The 19,018-nt window shown below is 37.6% G+C and carries 18 protein-coding genes; 3 read left to right on the plus strand and 15 right to left on the minus strand.

Annotation, left to right across the window (positions count from 1 at the left end; all coding sequences use genetic code 11):
* Positions 1 to 497: 497 nt before the first annotated feature.
* On the plus strand, positions 498 to 2,831 hold the full coding sequence (locus LG402_RS05180; protein ID WP_166540935.1) for a TonB-dependent hemoglobin/transferrin/lactoferrin family receptor: 2,334 nt from the start codon (positions 498 to 500) through the stop codon (positions 2,829 to 2,831).
* A gap of 83 nt (positions 2,832 to 2,914) precedes the next feature.
* On the opposite strand, the gene LG402_RS05185 is transcribed toward LG402_RS05180, so the two are convergent.
* The 8 genes from LG402_RS05185 to LG402_RS05220 all read right to left on the minus strand — a co-directional run bounded on the left by LG402_RS05185 (position 2,915) and on the right by LG402_RS05220 (position 11,463).
* On the minus strand, positions 2,915 to 3,265 hold the full coding sequence (locus tag LG402_RS05185; protein ID WP_109409499.1) for a ribonuclease G: 351 nt from the start codon (positions 3,263 to 3,265) through the stop codon (positions 2,915 to 2,917).
* 288 nt (positions 3,266 to 3,553) lie between these two features.
* Positions 3,554 to 4,549, minus strand: a complete 996-nt coding sequence (proX, locus tag LG402_RS05190) for a glycine betaine/L-proline ABC transporter substrate-binding protein ProX (protein WP_166540936.1) — start codon at positions 4,547 to 4,549, stop codon at positions 3,554 to 3,556.
* 121 nt (positions 4,550 to 4,670) lie between these two features.
* Positions 4,671 to 5,870: a glycine betaine/L-proline ABC transporter permease ProW gene (proW, locus tag LG402_RS05195; RefSeq protein ID WP_227336551.1), complete on the minus strand. Its 1,200-nt coding sequence runs from the start codon at positions 5,868 to 5,870 to the stop codon at positions 4,671 to 4,673.
* Positions 5,863 to 7,062 (minus strand): glycine betaine/L-proline ABC transporter ATP-binding protein ProV, encoded by a 1,200-nt coding sequence (gene proV / locus LG402_RS05200; protein WP_109409502.1) that lies wholly within the window; start codon positions 7,060 to 7,062, stop codon positions 5,863 to 5,865. Before proV ends, proW begins: the two co-directional genes overlap by 8 nt.
* Before the next feature lie 620 nt (positions 7,063 to 7,682).
* Positions 7,683 to 8,651, minus strand: coding sequence for a class 1b ribonucleoside-diphosphate reductase subunit beta (nrdF, locus tag LG402_RS05205; RefSeq protein ID WP_109409503.1), 969 nt, complete (start codon positions 8,649 to 8,651; stop codon positions 7,683 to 7,685).
* A 24-nt stretch (positions 8,652 to 8,675) separates the two neighbouring features.
* The gene (gene nrdE, locus LG402_RS05210) at positions 8,676 to 10,802 is read right to left on the minus strand and encodes a class 1b ribonucleoside-diphosphate reductase subunit alpha (RefSeq protein WP_166540938.1); all 2,127 of its coding nucleotides are present in this window, start codon (positions 10,800 to 10,802) and stop codon (positions 8,676 to 8,678) included.
* Positions 10,803 to 10,807: 5 nt separating this feature from the next.
* Entirely contained in the window at positions 10,808 to 11,227 is a 420-nt protein-coding gene (gene nrdI, locus LG402_RS05215; RefSeq protein WP_166540939.1) for a class Ib ribonucleoside-diphosphate reductase assembly flavoprotein NrdI, read from the minus strand.
* Between the two features lie 11 nt (positions 11,228 to 11,238).
* Positions 11,239 to 11,463: a glutaredoxin family protein gene (locus LG402_RS05220; RefSeq protein WP_072070255.1), complete on the minus strand. Its 225-nt coding sequence runs from the start codon at positions 11,461 to 11,463 to the stop codon at positions 11,239 to 11,241.
* Positions 11,464 to 11,746: 283 nt separating this feature from the next.
* Here LG402_RS05220 and LG402_RS05225 point away from each other — a divergent pair, with 283 nt between their 5' ends.
* Entirely contained in the window at positions 11,747 to 12,220 is a 474-nt protein-coding gene (locus LG402_RS05225) for a methylated-DNA--[protein]-cysteine S-methyltransferase (protein ID WP_109409506.1), read from the plus strand.
* Between the two features lie 197 nt (positions 12,221 to 12,417).
* Entirely contained in the window at positions 12,418 to 12,627 is a 210-nt protein-coding gene (cspE, locus tag LG402_RS05230; RefSeq protein WP_023581133.1) for a transcription antiterminator/RNA stability regulator CspE, read from the plus strand.
* A gap of 171 nt (positions 12,628 to 12,798) precedes the next feature.
* On the opposite strand, the gene crcB is transcribed toward cspE, so the two are convergent.
* The 7 genes from crcB to mrdB all read right to left on the minus strand — a co-directional run bounded on the left by crcB (position 12,799) and on the right by mrdB (position 19,018).
* A complete protein-coding gene (gene crcB, locus LG402_RS05235; protein WP_109409507.1) occupies positions 12,799 to 13,173 on the minus strand; it encodes a fluoride efflux transporter CrcB in 375 nt (124 codons plus the stop codon).
* A 13-nt stretch (positions 13,174 to 13,186) separates the two neighbouring features.
* Entirely contained in the window at positions 13,187 to 14,152 is a 966-nt protein-coding gene (gene lipA / locus LG402_RS05240) for a lipoyl synthase (protein WP_198630170.1), read from the minus strand.
* A 104-nt stretch (positions 14,153 to 14,256) separates the two neighbouring features.
* The gene (lipB, locus tag LG402_RS05245) at positions 14,257 to 14,898 is read right to left on the minus strand and encodes a lipoyl(octanoyl) transferase LipB (protein ID WP_109409508.1); all 642 of its coding nucleotides are present in this window, start codon (positions 14,896 to 14,898) and stop codon (positions 14,257 to 14,259) included.
* 162 nt (positions 14,899 to 15,060) lie between these two features.
* Positions 15,061 to 15,324 (minus strand): DUF493 family protein YbeD, encoded by a 264-nt coding sequence (gene ybeD, locus LG402_RS05250; RefSeq protein WP_036912266.1) that lies wholly within the window; start codon positions 15,322 to 15,324, stop codon positions 15,061 to 15,063.
* A gap of 200 nt (positions 15,325 to 15,524) precedes the next feature.
* The gene (gene dacA, locus LG402_RS05255) at positions 15,525 to 16,736 is read right to left on the minus strand and encodes a D-alanyl-D-alanine carboxypeptidase DacA (protein WP_210812886.1); all 1,212 of its coding nucleotides are present in this window, start codon (positions 16,734 to 16,736) and stop codon (positions 15,525 to 15,527) included.
* A gap of 121 nt (positions 16,737 to 16,857) precedes the next feature.
* Entirely contained in the window at positions 16,858 to 17,895 is a 1,038-nt protein-coding gene (gene rlpA / locus LG402_RS05260) for an endolytic peptidoglycan transglycosylase RlpA (RefSeq protein ID WP_227336552.1), read from the minus strand.
* Between the two features lie 10 nt (positions 17,896 to 17,905).
* Positions 17,906 to 19,018, minus strand: a complete 1,113-nt coding sequence (mrdB, locus tag LG402_RS05265) for a peptidoglycan glycosyltransferase MrdB (RefSeq protein ID WP_072070249.1) — start codon at positions 19,016 to 19,018, stop codon at positions 17,906 to 17,908.

The raw sequence follows: 19,018 nt of genomic DNA on the forward strand, positions 1-19,018 counted from the left end.
TATTAGCTGATTTTTATCTCATTGAATATCTTTATTTCAATGCTTTAATTTATTTACGATTTAAACATAAAACTAAGACTTAAAATTTACTTGAGTTAATAATTATTTAGCTCTCAAAATAAAGAGAAAACAAGATCCGCAAAACTGTAATTATCAGACTGTTCTGTGTCTGCTCTATTCTTTTTATTTTAAAAATGATTAAATTTTCTTTAGTAATATGTACGTAATTATAATTAGTGAATTAAATGAGGAAAATGAAAATAAGAGATATTAAATACCTTATAATAACTAATGAAATTAGTTTAATTTATTATAAATATTATTTTAGGTGAAATTTAAATCTAACAAGAGTGTATCGATAGTGTAGTTATCTGTATTGAGTGATAAGTGCAAAAAAACTAGATAATGATAATTATTATCATTATCATGATTGGCGCTGTTAGTTACAGCATTAATCATCTATCAAACTAATAACCATACAAAAAGATACTACTATTATGATCCATTTCTTAGCAAAAAATGATGCTTATCGTCAGGGAATTGGGATATTTTCATTTTCGTCATCAGCGATAGCATTATTATTGACTTCACTCACTTCGTTAAATAGCTATGCGGCTGAAAGTGTTAAACCAGAAATAACGGCATCCACAAAATCAGAAAGTCCTGCGCAACCTAAATCGCGTGAAAAGATTATTATTGAACCTATTTACGTATCAGGTGAACTCAATTCAAGTGTTGATGCAGGGAGTACGGTTCTGACATTAAAAGATATCGACCGAATTCAGCCTAATAATATTGCAGAGCTGGTGGATAAGTTACCGGGAATTTCATCATCTGGCTCACCAAGACCTGGCGGTCAAACATTAAATATCTGGGGAATGGGTAATCCTGAAGATATTAAAATCACACTTGATGGCACACCCAAAACCTTTGAAAAATATCGCCAAGGTTCAATTTTTATTGATCCCGAATTAATACGCCGTCTTGATGTTGATAAAGGCCCTCATAATATTACTCAAGGTAATGGTGGATTTGGTGGTTCGGTGAGAATTGAAACCAAAGATCCTGATGATTTATTATTACCTGATCAGAATATTGGGATGTTTTTAAAATATGGTCACCATACGAATGATAGACAAAATCGTTATAGTGGTGCGGTATACGGTAAATTACTCGATGGGCAAGCAGATGGATTATTCTATTTTAACCGTCGTGAAAGTGATGATCTGCGACGTCCTGATGGAACTAAATTTGGCTATTCACAATCCGATCAAGATTCTTTTTTAATTAAAACCAATATCTATCTAACCGAAGCACAAACATTAACGTTATCAGCATCACGATCAGAAAGTGACGGCTGGACACCTTGGGCTGCTAAACGGGATGAATTAGCTAAACCTAGCCAAGCTGACGTAGATAAATATGGCTTTGATGCAGCGATGAAACGTAAATTAGTTTATCGTGATCAAAAAGATGACACCTTCAGTGTGAAATGGAATATTCAGCCAGTTGATTCAGATTTAATTAATTTAACACTGACTTACGGTTATTCAAAAACCAAACAAAACGATAGTCGCCCAGAGACAGCTAGCTCCTATTTTAGTGGCAGCATGGGCAATCAAAGTTGGGTCGATTATCGTAATCATCAAATTGAAATTAAAAATGAAAGCACGGTTATGCAAGGTGCTTTAGAGCATAAGGTATTAGTAGGAACACGTTGGCATCGTAATGATCGTGATGTCTTAATGTTTACACGCGATAAAGCTAAGAATCCAAATTATAACTATGGATATTATGCACCTCCTTATATGCCTGAAGGTACGCAAACGACAACCAGTTTCTATCTTCAAGACTCGATGAGTTATAGAAATCTGACGATAACACCGGGTGTTCGTTACGATATCGTTAAAAACCAAGGTAAGGGAAGTCGAGCTATTACCTATCAAGATCCTGATCCCTATTATGGTCATGATTACTCTGATGTAACTTATAGCGGAGCAACACCTCATTTAGGTTTATTATGGAAAATGAACAAAAATTTCAGATTCTTTGGTGATTTAACCTATACATGGCGAGCACCATTGATTGATGAGCAATATGAAGTACAAGGAAGTATTTCTAGCTTAACTGGCACGAGCCGTCATCTAGATAAAGAAACGGTAAGAGCCGCACGAATTGGCGCAATTGCAGACTTTGAAAGTGTTATTCAACAAGAAGACCAACTGCAGTTAAGAACAACACTGTTTGATACTCGTGGTAAAGACGAAATTTTCCGTCGTCGTGGTGTCTATTGTGAAAGTCAAAAGGTGGATGGACATAATGGAAATTGCCCTCCATCAATTGGTAACTACCGTAATTTACCGGGATACCATATTCAAGGGTTGGAAATCGAAGCCTTTTATAATAGCCCTAATGTATTTGGTCGATTAGCGTATTCCACAATGAAAGGAAAGCGCGATCAATCACCGCGTGACCCATGGTTTGGTCAGAAAACATGGATTGCCGAAATTCAACCTGATGCTTTACATGCCACTCTTGGTGTAAAAGTACCAAGTATTAATGTCAATATGGGATGGACGGGGGATTTTATTGGTGCTCAACGCCGTTCACCAATGGATGCCGATCCTGATGCTGGCTATTGGTCATTACCAAAAAGTAAAGGTTATGCAATCCACGGTTTATTTGCAAATTGGGAACCTTCTTTTATAAATAATACTGAGGTTCGTTTTACTGTCGCAAATTTATTTAACCGTGATTACTATCCTTATTTAGGTGAATCAGTTTCAGGTGTAGGACGTGATTATCGATTTACTGTGGTAAAACGTTTCTAATATTACTAAAAATAAAAAAAGATAAACCCCATAGATATTATGGGGTTTATTGTCATTAAGCGTTCAATATTCAAAATATTGAATTAATAACCGTATGATGCAGATGTTGCAATCATTGCCATCATGGTAGTGAAGAAGAAAATAAAGAAAAGAACAGCCATAACGATACTGATAATAAAATAAACAAAGCCAGCTCTATTCCATGTTTCTTGTACTTTCATAAAGGTTTCAACAGAATCGTAATCACCACTTTTCCAAGCCCATTCATTACCTTTAATACCACAAACAAAAATCCAGATAAGGTTAAGTAAAGGAACGAGTGCTAATAATGGAAGATAGGATTTATTACCAAAACCCCAAATAATATTAAACATGAAAGCACCCCAGTTCCAACGTTTAATTTCTTCAGGTACAGGTTTGTTAGTGTAAGACACAATTTATTCCTTATCTAAATCTTCAATATAAAAATGAGAATGCCAAAATGGCAACTGGAGAAAAAGATAATCATAATTGAAGAATTCAATGAATGAAAGGAAGGGGTATTTAAGTGATTAATAAGAAGAATAATCTTAATAATAGAGTAGGAGTAAGATTTTTTATTGTATAAACGTATTTTGTTTAATTACCTATCATTCTAGTTATTTTATAAATAAAAACAGGCCACAATATTGTAGCCTGTTTAATAATAATTTCTATTTTAGAGTCTTTGTTATTTTATGATGTTATTGCGCGGCACTTCGAGCTTGTTCAACCCAACCATCAAATGTTTTCTGATGAGCTTTGATCCACGCATTTGCATGACGTTCAATATCAGCCTGTGATTTTTGACCATTATGCATACGTAAGTTTTGCGCATTGATATCGGCAACAGACACTTTCATGACTTCAAAGAGTTTTGCCGCAGCAGGGTTTTCTTCAGCCCACTTTTTATTTGCTGCAATATGCATGGTACTTGGTGGGAAGCCATAGTTTTTACCATTTGCTAATGTGGTGTCTGTTTTGTCATCACCTGGTAAAGATGAAAATGGCACTTGTAACCAAACAACATCTTTACCCGGTTTTAATACATCACTTATCCAATATGGTGTCCATGTGTAATAAAAAATAGGTTTACCTTCTTTGTAGCGAGTAATGGTATCTGCCATCATAGCCGCGTAATTACCTTGATTATGTGTAACTGATTTTTCTAAATCATAGGCTTTTAAGTGATTATTGATGGCTTCTTCACATCCCCAGCCTGGGTTACAACCTGTTAAATCGGCTTTACCGTCACCATTGGCATCAAAGAGTTTGGCAATTTTAGGATCTTTAAATTGCTCAATATTGGTGATGTTGTATTTTTCAGCTGTTTTCTTGTCAATTAAGTAGCCTTGAGCTGCATTAACGACATAATCGCCTTTACGATAAAAAGTGTTATCACCGCCCGCTGCTTCATATTGCGAGTTATGAAGTGGAACCCAACTTACCGCCATAAAAGTGGCATCACCGTTGGCGATAGAGGAATAAGCAACGTTGTAATCGACTTCTTTGATCGGTTGAACTGTGTAGCCTAATTGTTCGAGTGCTTTGTTGACGATTAAGGTTTGAAAGGTTTCTTCCGAAATTGTACTTTGCACAGGTTGAACCGAAATCCCTTTTCCGGGTAAATCAGCAGCGGATAACTGGGTGCTTATCAGTGTGGCGGACAATACGGTTGCCCAGATAACTGGATTACGCATAGTTTTTCCTTCTGTTGTGATAGTAAGAGATAAATAGCGACAGCGAACTGTCGCCTCTATTTCTTATATTGATTGAACGTTATGTTCTTTATAGATTTTTAATTAATAGTGAAAATATTTATTACGATGCTTTTTTGCCAAATAGTCGGCAAATTAAGCCAATAGGGCCTGTCATATACCAGCATCGATTGCCTTTATGACGACTATTCTGCCCCAAGGATTGCGTTAATCGGTCAAGAATAATCGCGAGAATAACAATACCGGCACCCCCTACAGCAGCAAGTCCCATATCAAGGCGACCAATACCACGTAATACCATTTGACCTAATCCACCAACGGCTATCATTGACGCAATAACAACCATTGAAAGCGCTAACATCAAGGTTTGGTTTACACCAGCCATAATTGTTGGCATGGCGAGTGGTAACTGCACTTTAAACAACATTTGTCGTGGATTTGCCCCAAATGATTGAGCTGCTTCAATTAAATCTTCAGGAACTTGTTTGATCCCTAAAATGGTCAGTCTCACAATAGGCGGCAAAGCAAAAATAATAGTGACTACAACACCTGGCACATTACCAATCCCAAATAGCATTACAATAGGCACTAAGTAAACGAATGCAGGGGTAGTTTGCATTGCGTCAAGTAAAGGCCGAACAATTTTTGATGCCCTATCACTATTGGCAAGCCATATCCCCAAGGGAAGTCCAATTATCAGACAGAACAGTAACGAAGTTAGTACTAAAGCAAGCGTAACCATTGCTTCAGACCAAGCGCCAATTGCACCAATCAATATCAATGAAATAAACGAGGTGATGCCCATCACTTTGCCTGAGAGTTGCCATGCAATCAGTGAAAATAGAATAATGGCAACAGGTGCTGGCATTGAGGTTAAGAAATTCTCAAAGCCACTTAACACAAAATCAACGGGGACTCGAATACCTTGGAACACAGGACGAAAGTGCAATACTATCCAATCAATTGCGTCGGTAACCCACGAATCCAAAGGGATCAGTGTATTATGAAAGGGGTCCATAAGATTAAAAGAGTCTGGCGCAACATCAGTAGGTGTTGCATCTAGCCAATCACTCCCTGCGGATGATGTATCAATAGTGTCGCTACCACTGCCAGCTCCCCATGGATCGGCATCTGCCGATGAACTGTCAGCACTGCTCCAAGGATCACTTTCTGTTGTACTGGCATCGGTTGTAGCCCAAGGATCATCATTTACGCTATGGGTTGTCACCTGAGCTGTCTCGCTTGTTGCGGTTTCTTGGATATTTGTATCTAAAACCGTATCTTGATTTGTTGTATTACTCATTTGGCGTCTCCTTATCCAGTGCTTGTAGTAACATTCCTTTAGAAATTAAACCGATATAGCGGTTTTTTTCATCAATAACAGGAATAGCACAGGGAGATTGTGCAACAGTTGAAATCAGCTCATTTAATGGTGTATCACCATTTATAGCGCAAGGTTCGGATAAAATGGCTGATTCAATAGGTTGTTTATTTTTTAGAGCCTCTTCAAGAGAGTTCACAGAAACAATACCAATAAACTTCCTACCTCGTTCAATGAGATAACCAAAATTTCTATCTTCATCTTCAAGCACTTTTAATGCTGAGCGAGGGCCGAAACCGGGAGCAACATGTAATAAGGTTTCAGGGCGACGTTTGGCAATATCTTTTGCACTAAATACATGGCTAATATCAACCCCACGGAAGAATGTGCGTACATAATCATTAGCTGGATTATTTAGTATTTCATCAGGTGTGCCGATTTGGACGACGACCCCACCTTGCATAATGGCAATACGATCACCAATACGCATGGCTTCATCAAGATCATGAGAAATAAACACAATAGTACGCTGTTTATCGCCTTGTAAGCTCAATAACTCATCTTGCATTTCAGTTCTAATTAATGGGTCAAGTGCTGAAAAGGCCTCGTCCATTAACAAGATATCGGGATCATTGGCAAGTGCACGAGCTAGACCAATACGTTGACGCATCCCACCAGAAAGCTCATCAGGCCAAGAGTTTGCGTAGCTACCAAGATTGACTTGCTCTAACGCATCCATTGCTTTTTTATAACGTTCGTCTTTGCTTAATCCAGCAAGATCCATTCCGAAAGCTGTGTTATCAAGCACATTCATATGTGGCATTAAGGCGAATGATTGAAACACCATACTGATTTTTTTACGTCGAACTTGTCGTAATTCTTTATCAGACATGGTGGCAATATTTTCACCATCAATAAGCACCTCTCCCTTTGTAGGAGAGATCAGACGATTGAGAAGGCGGACTAGGGTGGATTTACCTGAGCCAGATAATCCCATGATGACAAATATTTCGCCTTCTTCAATTGCCAGATTTGCATTTTGAACACCAACGGTTAAACCTGTTTTATCAAAAATCTGATCTTTATTCATACCCGATTTTAATAATTCAAAGGCTCGTTTGGGGTGCTCGCCAAATACTTTATAGAGATTTTTCACTTCGAGTTTAATTGCCATGCAATATATTATTTCCTATTTAAATAATGAAAGGAATAAATTAAATTTAATTAAATCAGTATTGTTGTTTTCCTAAATAAGATTTTTAGTAAGGGAAATACCCTACCACAATGATTGCATCTGACAACCCTATGTTAATTATAATTAATTAAAAAATCGGGATGTTTTTTCTTTATTTTTATAATGATTAACAATTAAATAAAGTGAAATAAAACTTTTTTATTAAAAGATGATATTTCTTTTAACTTACTGAAATACAGTTGTTTTTAAAGATATTATTATTTTGATTAGGATCTCAATAAAAACAGGCATTAAATAACTAAATTGAGGAAAAAATAAGGAAAAAATAAATGAAAAAAAATCCATATACATTAGTAAATGTAATGATTTTTAGCTTGTTATCGGTTTGAATATTTTAAATATGCTAAAACCATTCGTAAAAAATTGATTATTTGAATAAATCAAACGGTAAAAATCATACAATTAGGTGGTTTATTGAACGGAAAAAAACGCACAAAAAAATAATATCTATTTTTCAGTGCGTTACGTTAAAATCGAAATATATAATTAAATTGAATGTATTTTATTGTCTCTAATACACTTAGTTGTATTATTTTGTATTAAAAATCCCAATCATCGTCTTCAGTATTAATGGTTTTTCCAATAACATAAGATGAACCTGAGCCAGAAAAGAAATCGTGATTTTCATTAGCATCAGGCGACAATGATGAAAGGATCGCTGCACTGACATCTGTTATTTCATCAGGGAATAATGCTTCATAACCTAAATTCATTAATGCTTTATTTGCATTATAATGAAGGAATTTTTTTACATCCTCTGTCCAACCAACAGTATCATAAAGATCTTCAGTATATTTAACTTCATTGTCATATAAATCCAATAATAATGAGAATGCAAAATCTTTAATATCTTGTTTCTCTAATTCAGATTTATTTAATAACTGATTTTGAAATTTATAGCCAATATAATAACCATGAACGGCTTCATCACGAATAATGAGACGAATTAAATCGGCTGTATTGGTTAATTTTCCTCTGCTTGACCAATACATAGGTAAATAGAATCCAGAATAAAATAAAAAAGATTCTAAAAATACACTGGCAATTTTTTTCTTTAAAGGATCGCTGTCTTGATAATAGCGCAGAATAATATCTGCTTTCTTTTGCAGGTAAGGGTTTTCCTCACTCCAACGATATGCCTCATCAACATCTGTTGTTAAGCAGAGTGTGGAAAATATCGAACTGTAAGAGCGAGCATGAACAGCTTCCATAAAACAGATGTTGGATAACACCGCCTCTTCATGTGGCGTCAATGCATCGGGCATCAATGTTGGCGCGCCTACTGTATTTTGGATTGTGTCCAGTAACGTTAACCCAGTAAAAACACGAATAGTGAGCTGCTTTTCGGCTTGAGTTAATGTGTTCCATGAAGGAATGTCATTAGAGAGTGGAATTTTTTCAGGTAACCAAAAATTCATGGTTAAACGGTTCCAAACCTCTAAATCTTTTTCGTCTTCAATACGATTCCAGTTAATCGCATTAACATGACTTAATAAAGGTGATGACATGCTATGTTCTCCTTATTGTAATTATTAAAGTGCGCACGAAACACAGCCTTTTATTTCAGTGCCTGCTAATGCGGATTGTCGGATACGAATGTAATACAAGGTTTTAATTCCTTTACGCCAAGCATAAATTTGTGCTTTGTTAATATCTCTAGTTGTGGCTTCATCTGAAAAGAATAATGTCAGTGATAAGCCTTGATCGATATGTTGTGACGCTTCTGCATAGGTATCGATAATCTTTTCTGCCCCAATTTCATACGCATCTTGATAATATTGGCGATTTTCATTAGTCATAAATGGGGCTGGGTAATAAACACGTCCAATCTTGCCTTCTTTTCTAATTTCTATTGGTGCTGCAATAGGGTGAATGCTTGATGTGGAATGATTTATATAGGAAATAGACCCAGTAGGTGGTATCGCTTGTAAGTTTTGGTTGTAGATCCCATGCGTCATAATAGAGTGCTTGAGTGTTTGCCAATCTTCTTGTGTAGGAATATGGATATTCGATTGACTAAACAACTGGTGGACTTTCTGTGTTTTTGGCAGCCATTGTTGTGATACATACTTATTAAAGTATTCACCTGTTGCGTATTTTGAGTTTTCAAAACCTTTAAAGTGTTGTTTTTTTTCAATGGCTAATTGGTTTGAAGCTAATAACGCATAATAAGTGACAGTATAAAAATAGATATTGGTGAAATCTAATGCTTCTTCAGAGCCGTAATAAATTCTTTCACGCGCTAAATAGCCATGCAAATTCATTTGTCCTAAACCAATCGCATGAGAAGCGAGATTACCTTTTTCAATAGAAGGAACCGACTCAATTTTCGTCATTTCAGAGACATTGCTTAATGCCCTAATTGCAGTGCTGACGGTATGTGCAAAGTTAGGAGAATCCATTGCCATAGCAATATTCATAGAACCTAAGTTACAACTGATATCATGACCGATATGGCGATAGCTTAAGTCTGGGTGATACTCACTTGCGCTGTTGACTTGTAAAATTTCAGAGCAGAGATTGCTCATGTTAATTCTACCTGCGATAGGATTTGCGCGATTTACCGCATCTTCAAACATGATATAAGGATAGCCAGACTCAAATTGAATTTCGGCTAATGTTTGAAAGAACTCTCTCGCTTTAATTTTCTTTTTACGTATTTGTGCGTTATTCACCATCTCACTGTATTTTTCGCTAACACTGATTTCTGACATTGGTACGCCATAAACACGTTCTACATCATAAGGCGAGAAGAGATACATATCTTCATTACGTTTTGCTAATTCAAACGTGATATCAGGGATAACAACGCCTAAAGAGAGAGTTTTTATTCGGATTTTTTCATCTGCATTCTCTCTTTTGGTATCAAGAAAATGATAGATATCAGGATGGTGAGCATGAAGATAAACAGCGCCAGCACCTTGTCTTGCACCTAATTGGTTTGCATAGGAAAAAGCATCTTCAAGCATTTTCATGACGGGAACTACGCCAGAAGATTGATTTTCTATACGCTTAATAGGGGCACCGGCTTCACGTAAATTAGTAAGCAAAAATGCAACGCCGCCGCCACGTTTAGAAAGCTGTAATGCAGAATTGACCGATCGACCGATAGATTCCATATTATCTTCAATACGCAATAGAAAGCAGGAAACCAATTCACCACGTTGTTGTTTTCCACAATTTAGGAAAGTTGGTGTTGCGGGCTGGAAACGACCACTAATAATTTCATCAACGAGATGAATGGCAAGGTTGGTATCACCTTGTGCAAGAGTAAGCGCTACCATACAGACGCGATCTTCATAGCGTTCAAGATAACGCTCACCATCAAAGGTTTTTAAGGTGTAACTGGTATAGTATTTAAAAGCACCTAAAAAAGATTGAAAGCGAAATTTTTTGCTATAAGCATGTTTGAATAGCTGTTTGATAAAGGCAAATTCATATTGTTCTAATACTTGAGCTTCGTAATAGTGTTGTTGTACTAAAAACTCGAGTTTTTCTTTTAAATCATGAAAAAACACTGTGTTTTGATTTACATGTTGACGAAAAAAATGATGTGTCGCTAATTTGTCTTTATCAAACTGAATATTACCTTGCTCATCATACAGATTTAGCATGGCGTTTAAGGCATGGTAATCAAGTTGTTCTATTGATTGTGTCATGTTAATTATCTCGTGACGCAGTGGTCTGCTAGGTTTGACCAAAACGTACTTAAACCAGTCTTTACACGTTTTACATCTTCTGGTGTGCCTAATAGCTCAAATCGATATAAAAAAGGGATTTGGCATTTTTGTGCAATGATGTCTCCAGCCAACCCATAAGCTGTACCAAAATTTGTATTTCCAGAAGCAATAACACCGCGTATTAGTTGGCGGTTTTCACGAATATTTAAAAACTGAATAACCGCTTTAGGAACTGCACCTTTAGTACCGCCACCACCGTAAGTAGGGCAAAGCAACACAAATGGCTGTGTTGCAAGTAATATTTCATCTTCAATAATTCTAGTCGCCTGTAAATGAAGCTTTTGTACAAAGCGATGGCAGTTTTCCGAACGACTTGAAAAATAGATCAAAGGTGCAGTTTGCATGAAAGGCTCCTTTAGAGCGTAATCTGTCTTATCTTATCAGGGCAGAAACCCGACCAATGTTGATCACCATGAACAACAACGGGAACTTGGCGATATCCCATAGAGACTATTTGAGCTAAGGCTTGTGTATCTTGGGTGAGATCAACAGCAACAAACGGAATATTTTTCTGTTTTAATGCGCGTTCTGTGGCACTACATTGAACGCAATTCGGTTTGGTATAGAGGATAACAGACATAAAAATAACCCTTATAAAAATATGGATGCGTCTGTTTTCACATCCATAATGAGAAGTACTTAAATACTATATATAGAGTTATTTATTTTCAACCACACAATATATGGTGCTTTTCTATTTTGATAATGATTATCATTAAAATTAAACAGTTAGCGCACTAATTTTATTTTTCGATCTCGCTATTGATCCATTTTTATTAGATATACAAGTAATTAGATGATTGCATTATCAATCACGCATGATTTACTCTTAGTGCTACAGACAAATCAGCAGAGAAAATATTATGTACCAAGACTATCTCGATGCACCTGTTGGCTTCCCAAAACCTTATATCTCTATTACAGCCAATGAAAAAGGGATCACCAGCCTCTATTTTGTAAATGACAAAGATGTTGCTGTGAATTCAAGCCCCGTAATTAATCAATGTATAAAACAATTAAAAGAGTATTTTGCGGGTAAACGTACCGCCTTTTCTGTGCCACTGGCACCAGAAGGAACGGAGTTTCAAAGCCGTGTTTGGAAGACATTACAGACAATCCCTTATGGTGAAATTTGGAGTTATAAAAAATTGGCACTTACATTAGGTTCGGTCAATTATTGCAGGGCGGTCGGAATGGCAAATTCACGCAATCCAATTTCTTTAATTATTCCTTGTCATCGAGTTATTGGTCATAACGGCAAGTTAGTTGGCTATACCGGCGGGTTAGATATTAAGCGTTGGCTACTTCAATATGAAAAAGTAGAAGTTGATGAATAGTTCAGATTGTAAGTATTAAGTATTGTTTCTTAAGTGAACTATGCGTTAAGGCATGGGATTTGTCTGAATATTAATCATTTAGCAGAAAAAAAATGTGAGTTTCGTGATCTAGGCTGTGGACAGGGAATCATCATTTTTGTTTTACTATAGCCAACGCAAAACGCTTGCGTTTATTTTCTATTTTAAAGGTAAACTTGATGTCTAAATTAAAAGGTAACGTTAAGTGGTTTAACGAAACTAAAGGTTTTGGTTTTATCACTCCAGAAGATGGCAGCAAAGATGTATTTGTACACTTTTCCGCTATTACATCAGAAGGCTTTAAAACCCTTGCTGAAGGTCAAAAAGTAGAGTTTGAAGTTACTGACGGCGCGAAAGGGCCATCTGCTGCAAACGTTGTCGCTATCTAATTAACGACTTCTTTGAGACAGTAAAAACCCGTTTTTAACGGGTTTTTATATTTATATAGCAAAACTCGTTTTTAACGGGTTTTTATATTTTATATAGCAAACTCGTTTTTAACGGGTTTTAATGTTTCTAGAGTTAAGCCTATTATTGAATAGGCTATTATGTCTCTAATATTACATTTCACGTAATAACCAAAATGCAAATGCTGTCATTAAAAATGAGCCCGCTAAATTAGCCCCCATGGTGCTTAATGCCCATCCAATTTTCCCTTCTGTTAAGAGAGAAACCACTTCAACCGAAAAGGTTGAAAAAGTTGTCAGACCGCCACAAAAGCCCGTTGTCAGCATAATTTTCCAAATAGGATCAATATGTGGTGCTTTGCTAAACCAAGCGATACCAAAGGCAATAATAAATGCACCAATACAGTTAGCAACAAAGGTGCCTGTGGCAAAATGAGGAAAAATAGAATTTAGGCGGTAGCTAATTAGCCAGCGTAATACGCTACCTAAACCACCACCTATAAATACAGCAATTGCAATGTTAAGCATGACAGATTAATCGTTATTTAACCTCAATCCCCTGAGCTTGAAGGTCGGCATGATAAGATGAGCGAACAAAAGGCCCACAAGCTGCGTGAGTAAAGCCCATTGCAAGTGCTTGTTCTTTCATATATTCAAACTCGTCAGGACTGACGTAGCGTTGAACAGGAAGATGGTGGCGACTTGGCTGTAAATATTGCCCTAATGTCAGCATCGTTACCCCATGTTTACGCAGATCACGCATAACGTCAATAATTTCTTCGTTGGTTTCCCCAAGACCTACCATCAGGCCTGATTTTGTTGGAATATCAGGGTGTGCTTGTTTAAAGCGTTCTAATAGCGTCAATGACCATTGATAGTTAGCACCCGGGCGTACTTGACGATAAACGCGAGGTACATTCTCTAAGTTATGGTTAAAGACATCTGGTGGAGTGTCTGTCAGGATCTCAAGTGCTTTATCCATACGACCACGGAAATCTGGCACTAGTGTTTCAATACGAATAGTAGGATTCTTTGCACGAATAGCGGCGATACAATCGGCAAAATGTTGGGCACCGCCATCACGTAAGTCATCACGGTCTACTGAGGTGATAACAACATAGCGTAATCCCATATCTTTAATGGTTTGTGCGAGCTTCTCTGGCTCTTGTGGATCGGGAGTATTTGGTCGGCCATGAGCGACATCACAAAATGGGCAACGACGAGTACAGATTGCGCCCAAGATCATAAAGGTTGCCGTTCCGTGATTGAAGCACTCTGCAAGGTTAGGACAAGATGCCTCTTCACAGACAGAATGAAGGCCATTTTTACGCATTGCTGCTTTGATGCCCTGAATTTTACTTGAATCAGCGGGCAGCTTTATTTTCATCCAATCAGGTTTGCGTAGCAGTTGTTCACGTTCTGTAGCGACTGTTTTAACAGGAATAAGTGCCATTTTATCGGCGTCGCGATATTTAACTCCGCGTTCCATCTGAATAGGTTTACTCATAATTGTGCCAGTTCCAGTTATCTAGAGTGATTAACACGATGTGACTGAGGTAATCAGGGTTTTAAAAAAAAATGACAAATGTTAAAAAAATTATAGCATTTTTATTACTGTGGTTGGAATCCTAGTTGTGTACAAAAATGCTTAACTAATAATGGTGCTACCTGTGTCGTTGTCGTATTAGGAGCAAAATCAATTAACTGTGTCATTTTCAGATCAGAATAACCACAAGGATTTATTCGTGAAAAAGGGGATAAATCCATATCGATATTGAGGGCTAAACCATGAAAAGAGCAACCTTTACGAATACGTAGCCCTAACGAACAGATTTTATCGCCTTTCACATATACGCCCGGTGCATCAGCGCGAGCATAAGCTTCTACATTAAATTCCGCTAGCGTATCAATAACGGTATTTTCAAGTGCAGTGACTAATTGGCGAACACCAATATGGTTACGTTTTAAATCCACTAAAACATACATGACTTGTTGGCCTGGGCCATGATAGGTCACCTGACCGCCACGATCAGATTGAATAACAGGAATAGTTCCTGTGTTTAATAAATGTTCAGCTTTACCTGCTTGGCCTTGAGTAAAAACTTGTTCATGTTGAACGAGCCATATTTCATCAGGTGTGTGACTTTCCCGTTTTTCCGTAAACTGATGCATAGAATCAGAAACCGGTAAGTAGGGTTTCACACCTAATTGGCGAATAATGATTGTTTTGTCTTGCACCGTGAAAATCTTCATTTGTAGCGTAATTGTGAAGAGCAGTATAACGCCCCAGTAAATGAACTACCAGATTGAGATGTTTTTTTTCCGAAGAGGAGAGAAAAATGAAAGATATTAAGATAAGAAAAAGCGCCTGAGTAAAAGGCGCTTTTGAAAAATTCATCATTTTAAATGAAGGGATTACAGAACCATACGAACTAGTTCAAGCTCACCTAACTCTTTATACAGTGTTTCTACTTGATCGATATGGGTTGCATTGATCGTAATAGAAACTGAATGGTAATTGCCTTTGCTGCTTGGTTTTACAGAAGGAGTATAATCACCTGGTGCGTGGCGTTGAATAACTTCAACGACTTGATCCACTAATTCTGGTTTTGCATGACCCATCACTTTATAAGTGAAAGAACATGGGAACTCTAACAGTTCATTTAATTTTGTTTTCATCATAATGTAATTCCTTAAGACAACAGACACTGTTGTTTTAATTATCTATATCTACACCTAATCTTGACAAATAAAAAGCGCATTCCTTAATTATTAAGGAATGCGATACTGGTAATTAGGGTAAATAGGGGAATGGTAAATGTGTTTATGCCAATATCTATATGTAAGTTATATGTGGTCACATTTATCTTTTTCAAGTCTTAGCCAAACCAGTGTGAGAATAATAATTTGATGTAATCGATAATGCGACTAAAGAAGCCACCTTCTTTTACTTCATTCATCACCACGAGTGGACGTTGTTCAATAATTTGCCCATCAAGTTGGAAATTAATGGTTCCGACAACTTGGTTTTTAGTCACTGGGGCATGTAATTCTACATTATCAAGTACATAGCTTGCTTTTAAGTCTTTTAATCGACCACGAGGGATAGTTAAATAAACATCTTTATCTACGCCTAATTGTACTTTATCTGTTTCACCATACCAAATTGGTTCAGCTGCAAACTCTTTACCTACTTGGAGTGGTTTTACTGTTTCAAAGAAGCGAAAACCCCAAGTCAGCAATTTTTTACTTTCAGCATCACGACCTTTAGATGAATGGCCACCCATTACTGCTGAAATTAAGCGCATATTGCCTTCGGTTGCTGAGGCAACTAAGTTATAACCTGCTGAGGCAGTGTGGCCAGTTTTAATACCATCCACATTTAAACTGCTATCCCATAACAATCCATTTCGATTCGTTTGGCGGATATTGTTATAGGTATACTCTTTCTCTTTGTAGATGGCATATTCGTCAGGTACATCACGAATTAATGCGGCTCCAATTAACGCCATATCACGAGCAGAGCTATATTGCCCTGGAGCATCAAGTCCATGAACTGTTTGAAATTGGGTGTTTTTTAAGCCGAGACGTTTAACGTAATCGTTCATCATGGTGACAAATGTATCTTGGCTACCTGCGACATAAGAGGCCATTGCAACACAAGCATCATTACCTGATTGCAAATTAATACCACGGGTTAATTGTGCGACAGTAACTTGGTCGCCAGGTTTTAAGAACATTAAAGAGGAGCCACGAAAAACAGGGTTACCCGTTGCCCATGCCTCTTCACCAATTGGCACGATATCGTTATTAGTAATTTTGCCTGCGCGAATAGACTGTCCAATAACATAACTGGTCATCATTTTGGTTAAACTTGCAGGATCGCGACGAACATCAGCATTCATTTCAGCCAGCACTTTCCCAGAATTATAATCAATAAGAATATAAGATTCGGCTTCGATATTAGGAACAGCGGGTATCATTGTTTTTAGTGAATCATCAGCCAAGCTTTGATGCGTTACTGTCAATAAAGCAAAAGTGGCACTTAATAGGCTCGTTCTTAGTAATTTAGCTGGGAGTGTCTGTTTCATTCTGTTTGTTTAATCCGAAAATTCAGGGAAAAATAGGGGCTGATAAATAAAATATCAGCAAAACCAGGCGATTCTACGCTTGAATTTGCTGATATAAAAAGGATTTTACGTCATCTTACCTTTATTGGGTAATAATAAACCCAGAGATATCTTTAACTTGTTTCAGTTTGTTTTTTATTGCTTCGGCTTGATCTTTAGAGGAATAAGGGCCGAGTTGTACCTTATATAGTCCATCTGTTTTATTAATCACGCCTTGAGTACCAAATGATGACGATAAATCATTGAGCCAAAACTGAGCATTATTTTCGTTACTGAGTGCGCCAACTTGTACATAAAAGCCTTGTGCTATGGAGTTTGATAGTAATACTGGAGCTGGAGCTGGAGCTGGAGCTGGAGCTGGAGCTGGAGCTGGAGCTGGAGCTGGAGCTGGAGCTGGAGCTGGAGCTGGAACTGAAGTTGGAACTGAAGTTGGAGCTGAAACTTTGGCTTCCGGTTGTGCTGGTGGCTCAATAGGCATATTAACAGGTGCAGATGTTGTTAATGGCGTAGATGTTGTTGATTGAGCATTAAAATTAGGGCGCTCGGGTAAGGCTGTTGTTTTCTTCTCAATTTGAGCCCCGTGTGTACCAATGCCACTCATATGGCCATTTTGATCGACGACGATCCCTTCAATTTGCAATGGTGTTGTTGGCATTAAACGCAAACTATCAGAAACGGCGGGAGTGACTTGGATTTGTTTACCGTTGACGTAAGGGCCACGGTCATTGATCCTGACAACCATTGTGCGCCCATTGAGTAAGTTTGTAATTTTTACATAACTTGGAATGGGTAATGTGGGATGTGCAGCTGCAAATTCATAGGGATTGACACGTTCACCAATAGTCGTTAAACGACTCATAGCTAAGCTATCATAAACAATAGCCTCTCCTCGCTCACTAAAGTTTGCGGGATCAGTCACAATACGATAGACCACACCATTTTTTCGGTAATCTTGATTTGCCGTTGGGTGATAAGGCTCGTAACGAGGTTCAGCACCGAGAACACGTTGAACAGGCACATTGGGTAATGGTGCTGGCTGTTTATTAGTGTTCGGTTTATCAACAACACACCCTGAAAGTAGCAATGCACTGATACCTATCAAAACCCATTGCAGACGCATAGAAACCTCATTATAAACTTTTCGATAATAGTTTTCGGTGTGTATGAATAGACATAACAATGCCAAATCCTGCCATTAAGACAATTAGGGCAGAGCCTCCATAACTCATTAGCGGTAACGGAACACCGACAACAGGAAGAATACCACTCACCATTCCTATGTTGACAAAGACATAGACAAAGAAGATTAGCATTAATCCGCCAATCATTACTCTACCAAATGTATTTTGTGCTTTCGTTGCAAGGTAAAGGCCTCGCGCAATTAAGAGTATATAAAGAGCTAGCAGTATCAAAACACCAATTAATCCGAGTTCTTCAGCCAATACAGCAAAAATAAAGTCTGTATGGCGCTCTGGTAAGAATTCTAATTGAGATTGCGTGCCTTGTAACCATCCTTTTCCATGTAATCCGCCAGAACCAATGGCAATTTTAGATTGGATGATATGATATCCGGCGCCGAGCGGATCAGATTCAGGGTCAAGCAGCATCATTACCCTAGCTTGTTGGTAATCATGCATAAGGAAAAACCAGAGTATGGGGATAAAAGCAGCAACAAGAACTATGGCTACAGTGATAAGGCGCCAACTCATTCCTGCAAGAAAAAGAACAAATAAACCCGATGCGGCAACAAGAATAGATGTCCCTAAATCGGGCTGTGCCGCAACTAATAACGTTGGTACAAAAATAAGTACCAAAGCAATAGCTGTATTACGCAACGTAGGCGGGCAGATATCGCGGTTCATAAATCGTGCTACCATTAATGGCACCGCAATTTTAGCAATTTCTGAAGGTTGGAAACGTACAATACCTAAATCTAACCAGCGTTGAGCACCTTTACTTATTTGACCAAAGACATCAACAAGAATAAGCAAGATAACGCAAAAGAAATAGAGATGTGGAGCCCAACTCTCATAGACTCGTGGTGGGATTTGAGCCATGACTATCATGATCATAAACCCCATACCAATCTGGCCTAATTTGCGTTGCATCATTTCTGGATCTTGGCCACTTGCACTCCACATAATAAATGCGCTGTATCCCAATAAAGCAATAATACAGAGCAAGAATAGAGGGTCTATATGGACTCGGGTCCAGAAGGATTTTTTCTTATTATTTTCAGTCAT

Source organism: Proteus sp. NMG38-2, from assembly GCF_020640995.1.
Classification (GTDB): domain Bacteria; phylum Pseudomonadota; class Gammaproteobacteria; order Enterobacterales; family Enterobacteriaceae; genus Proteus.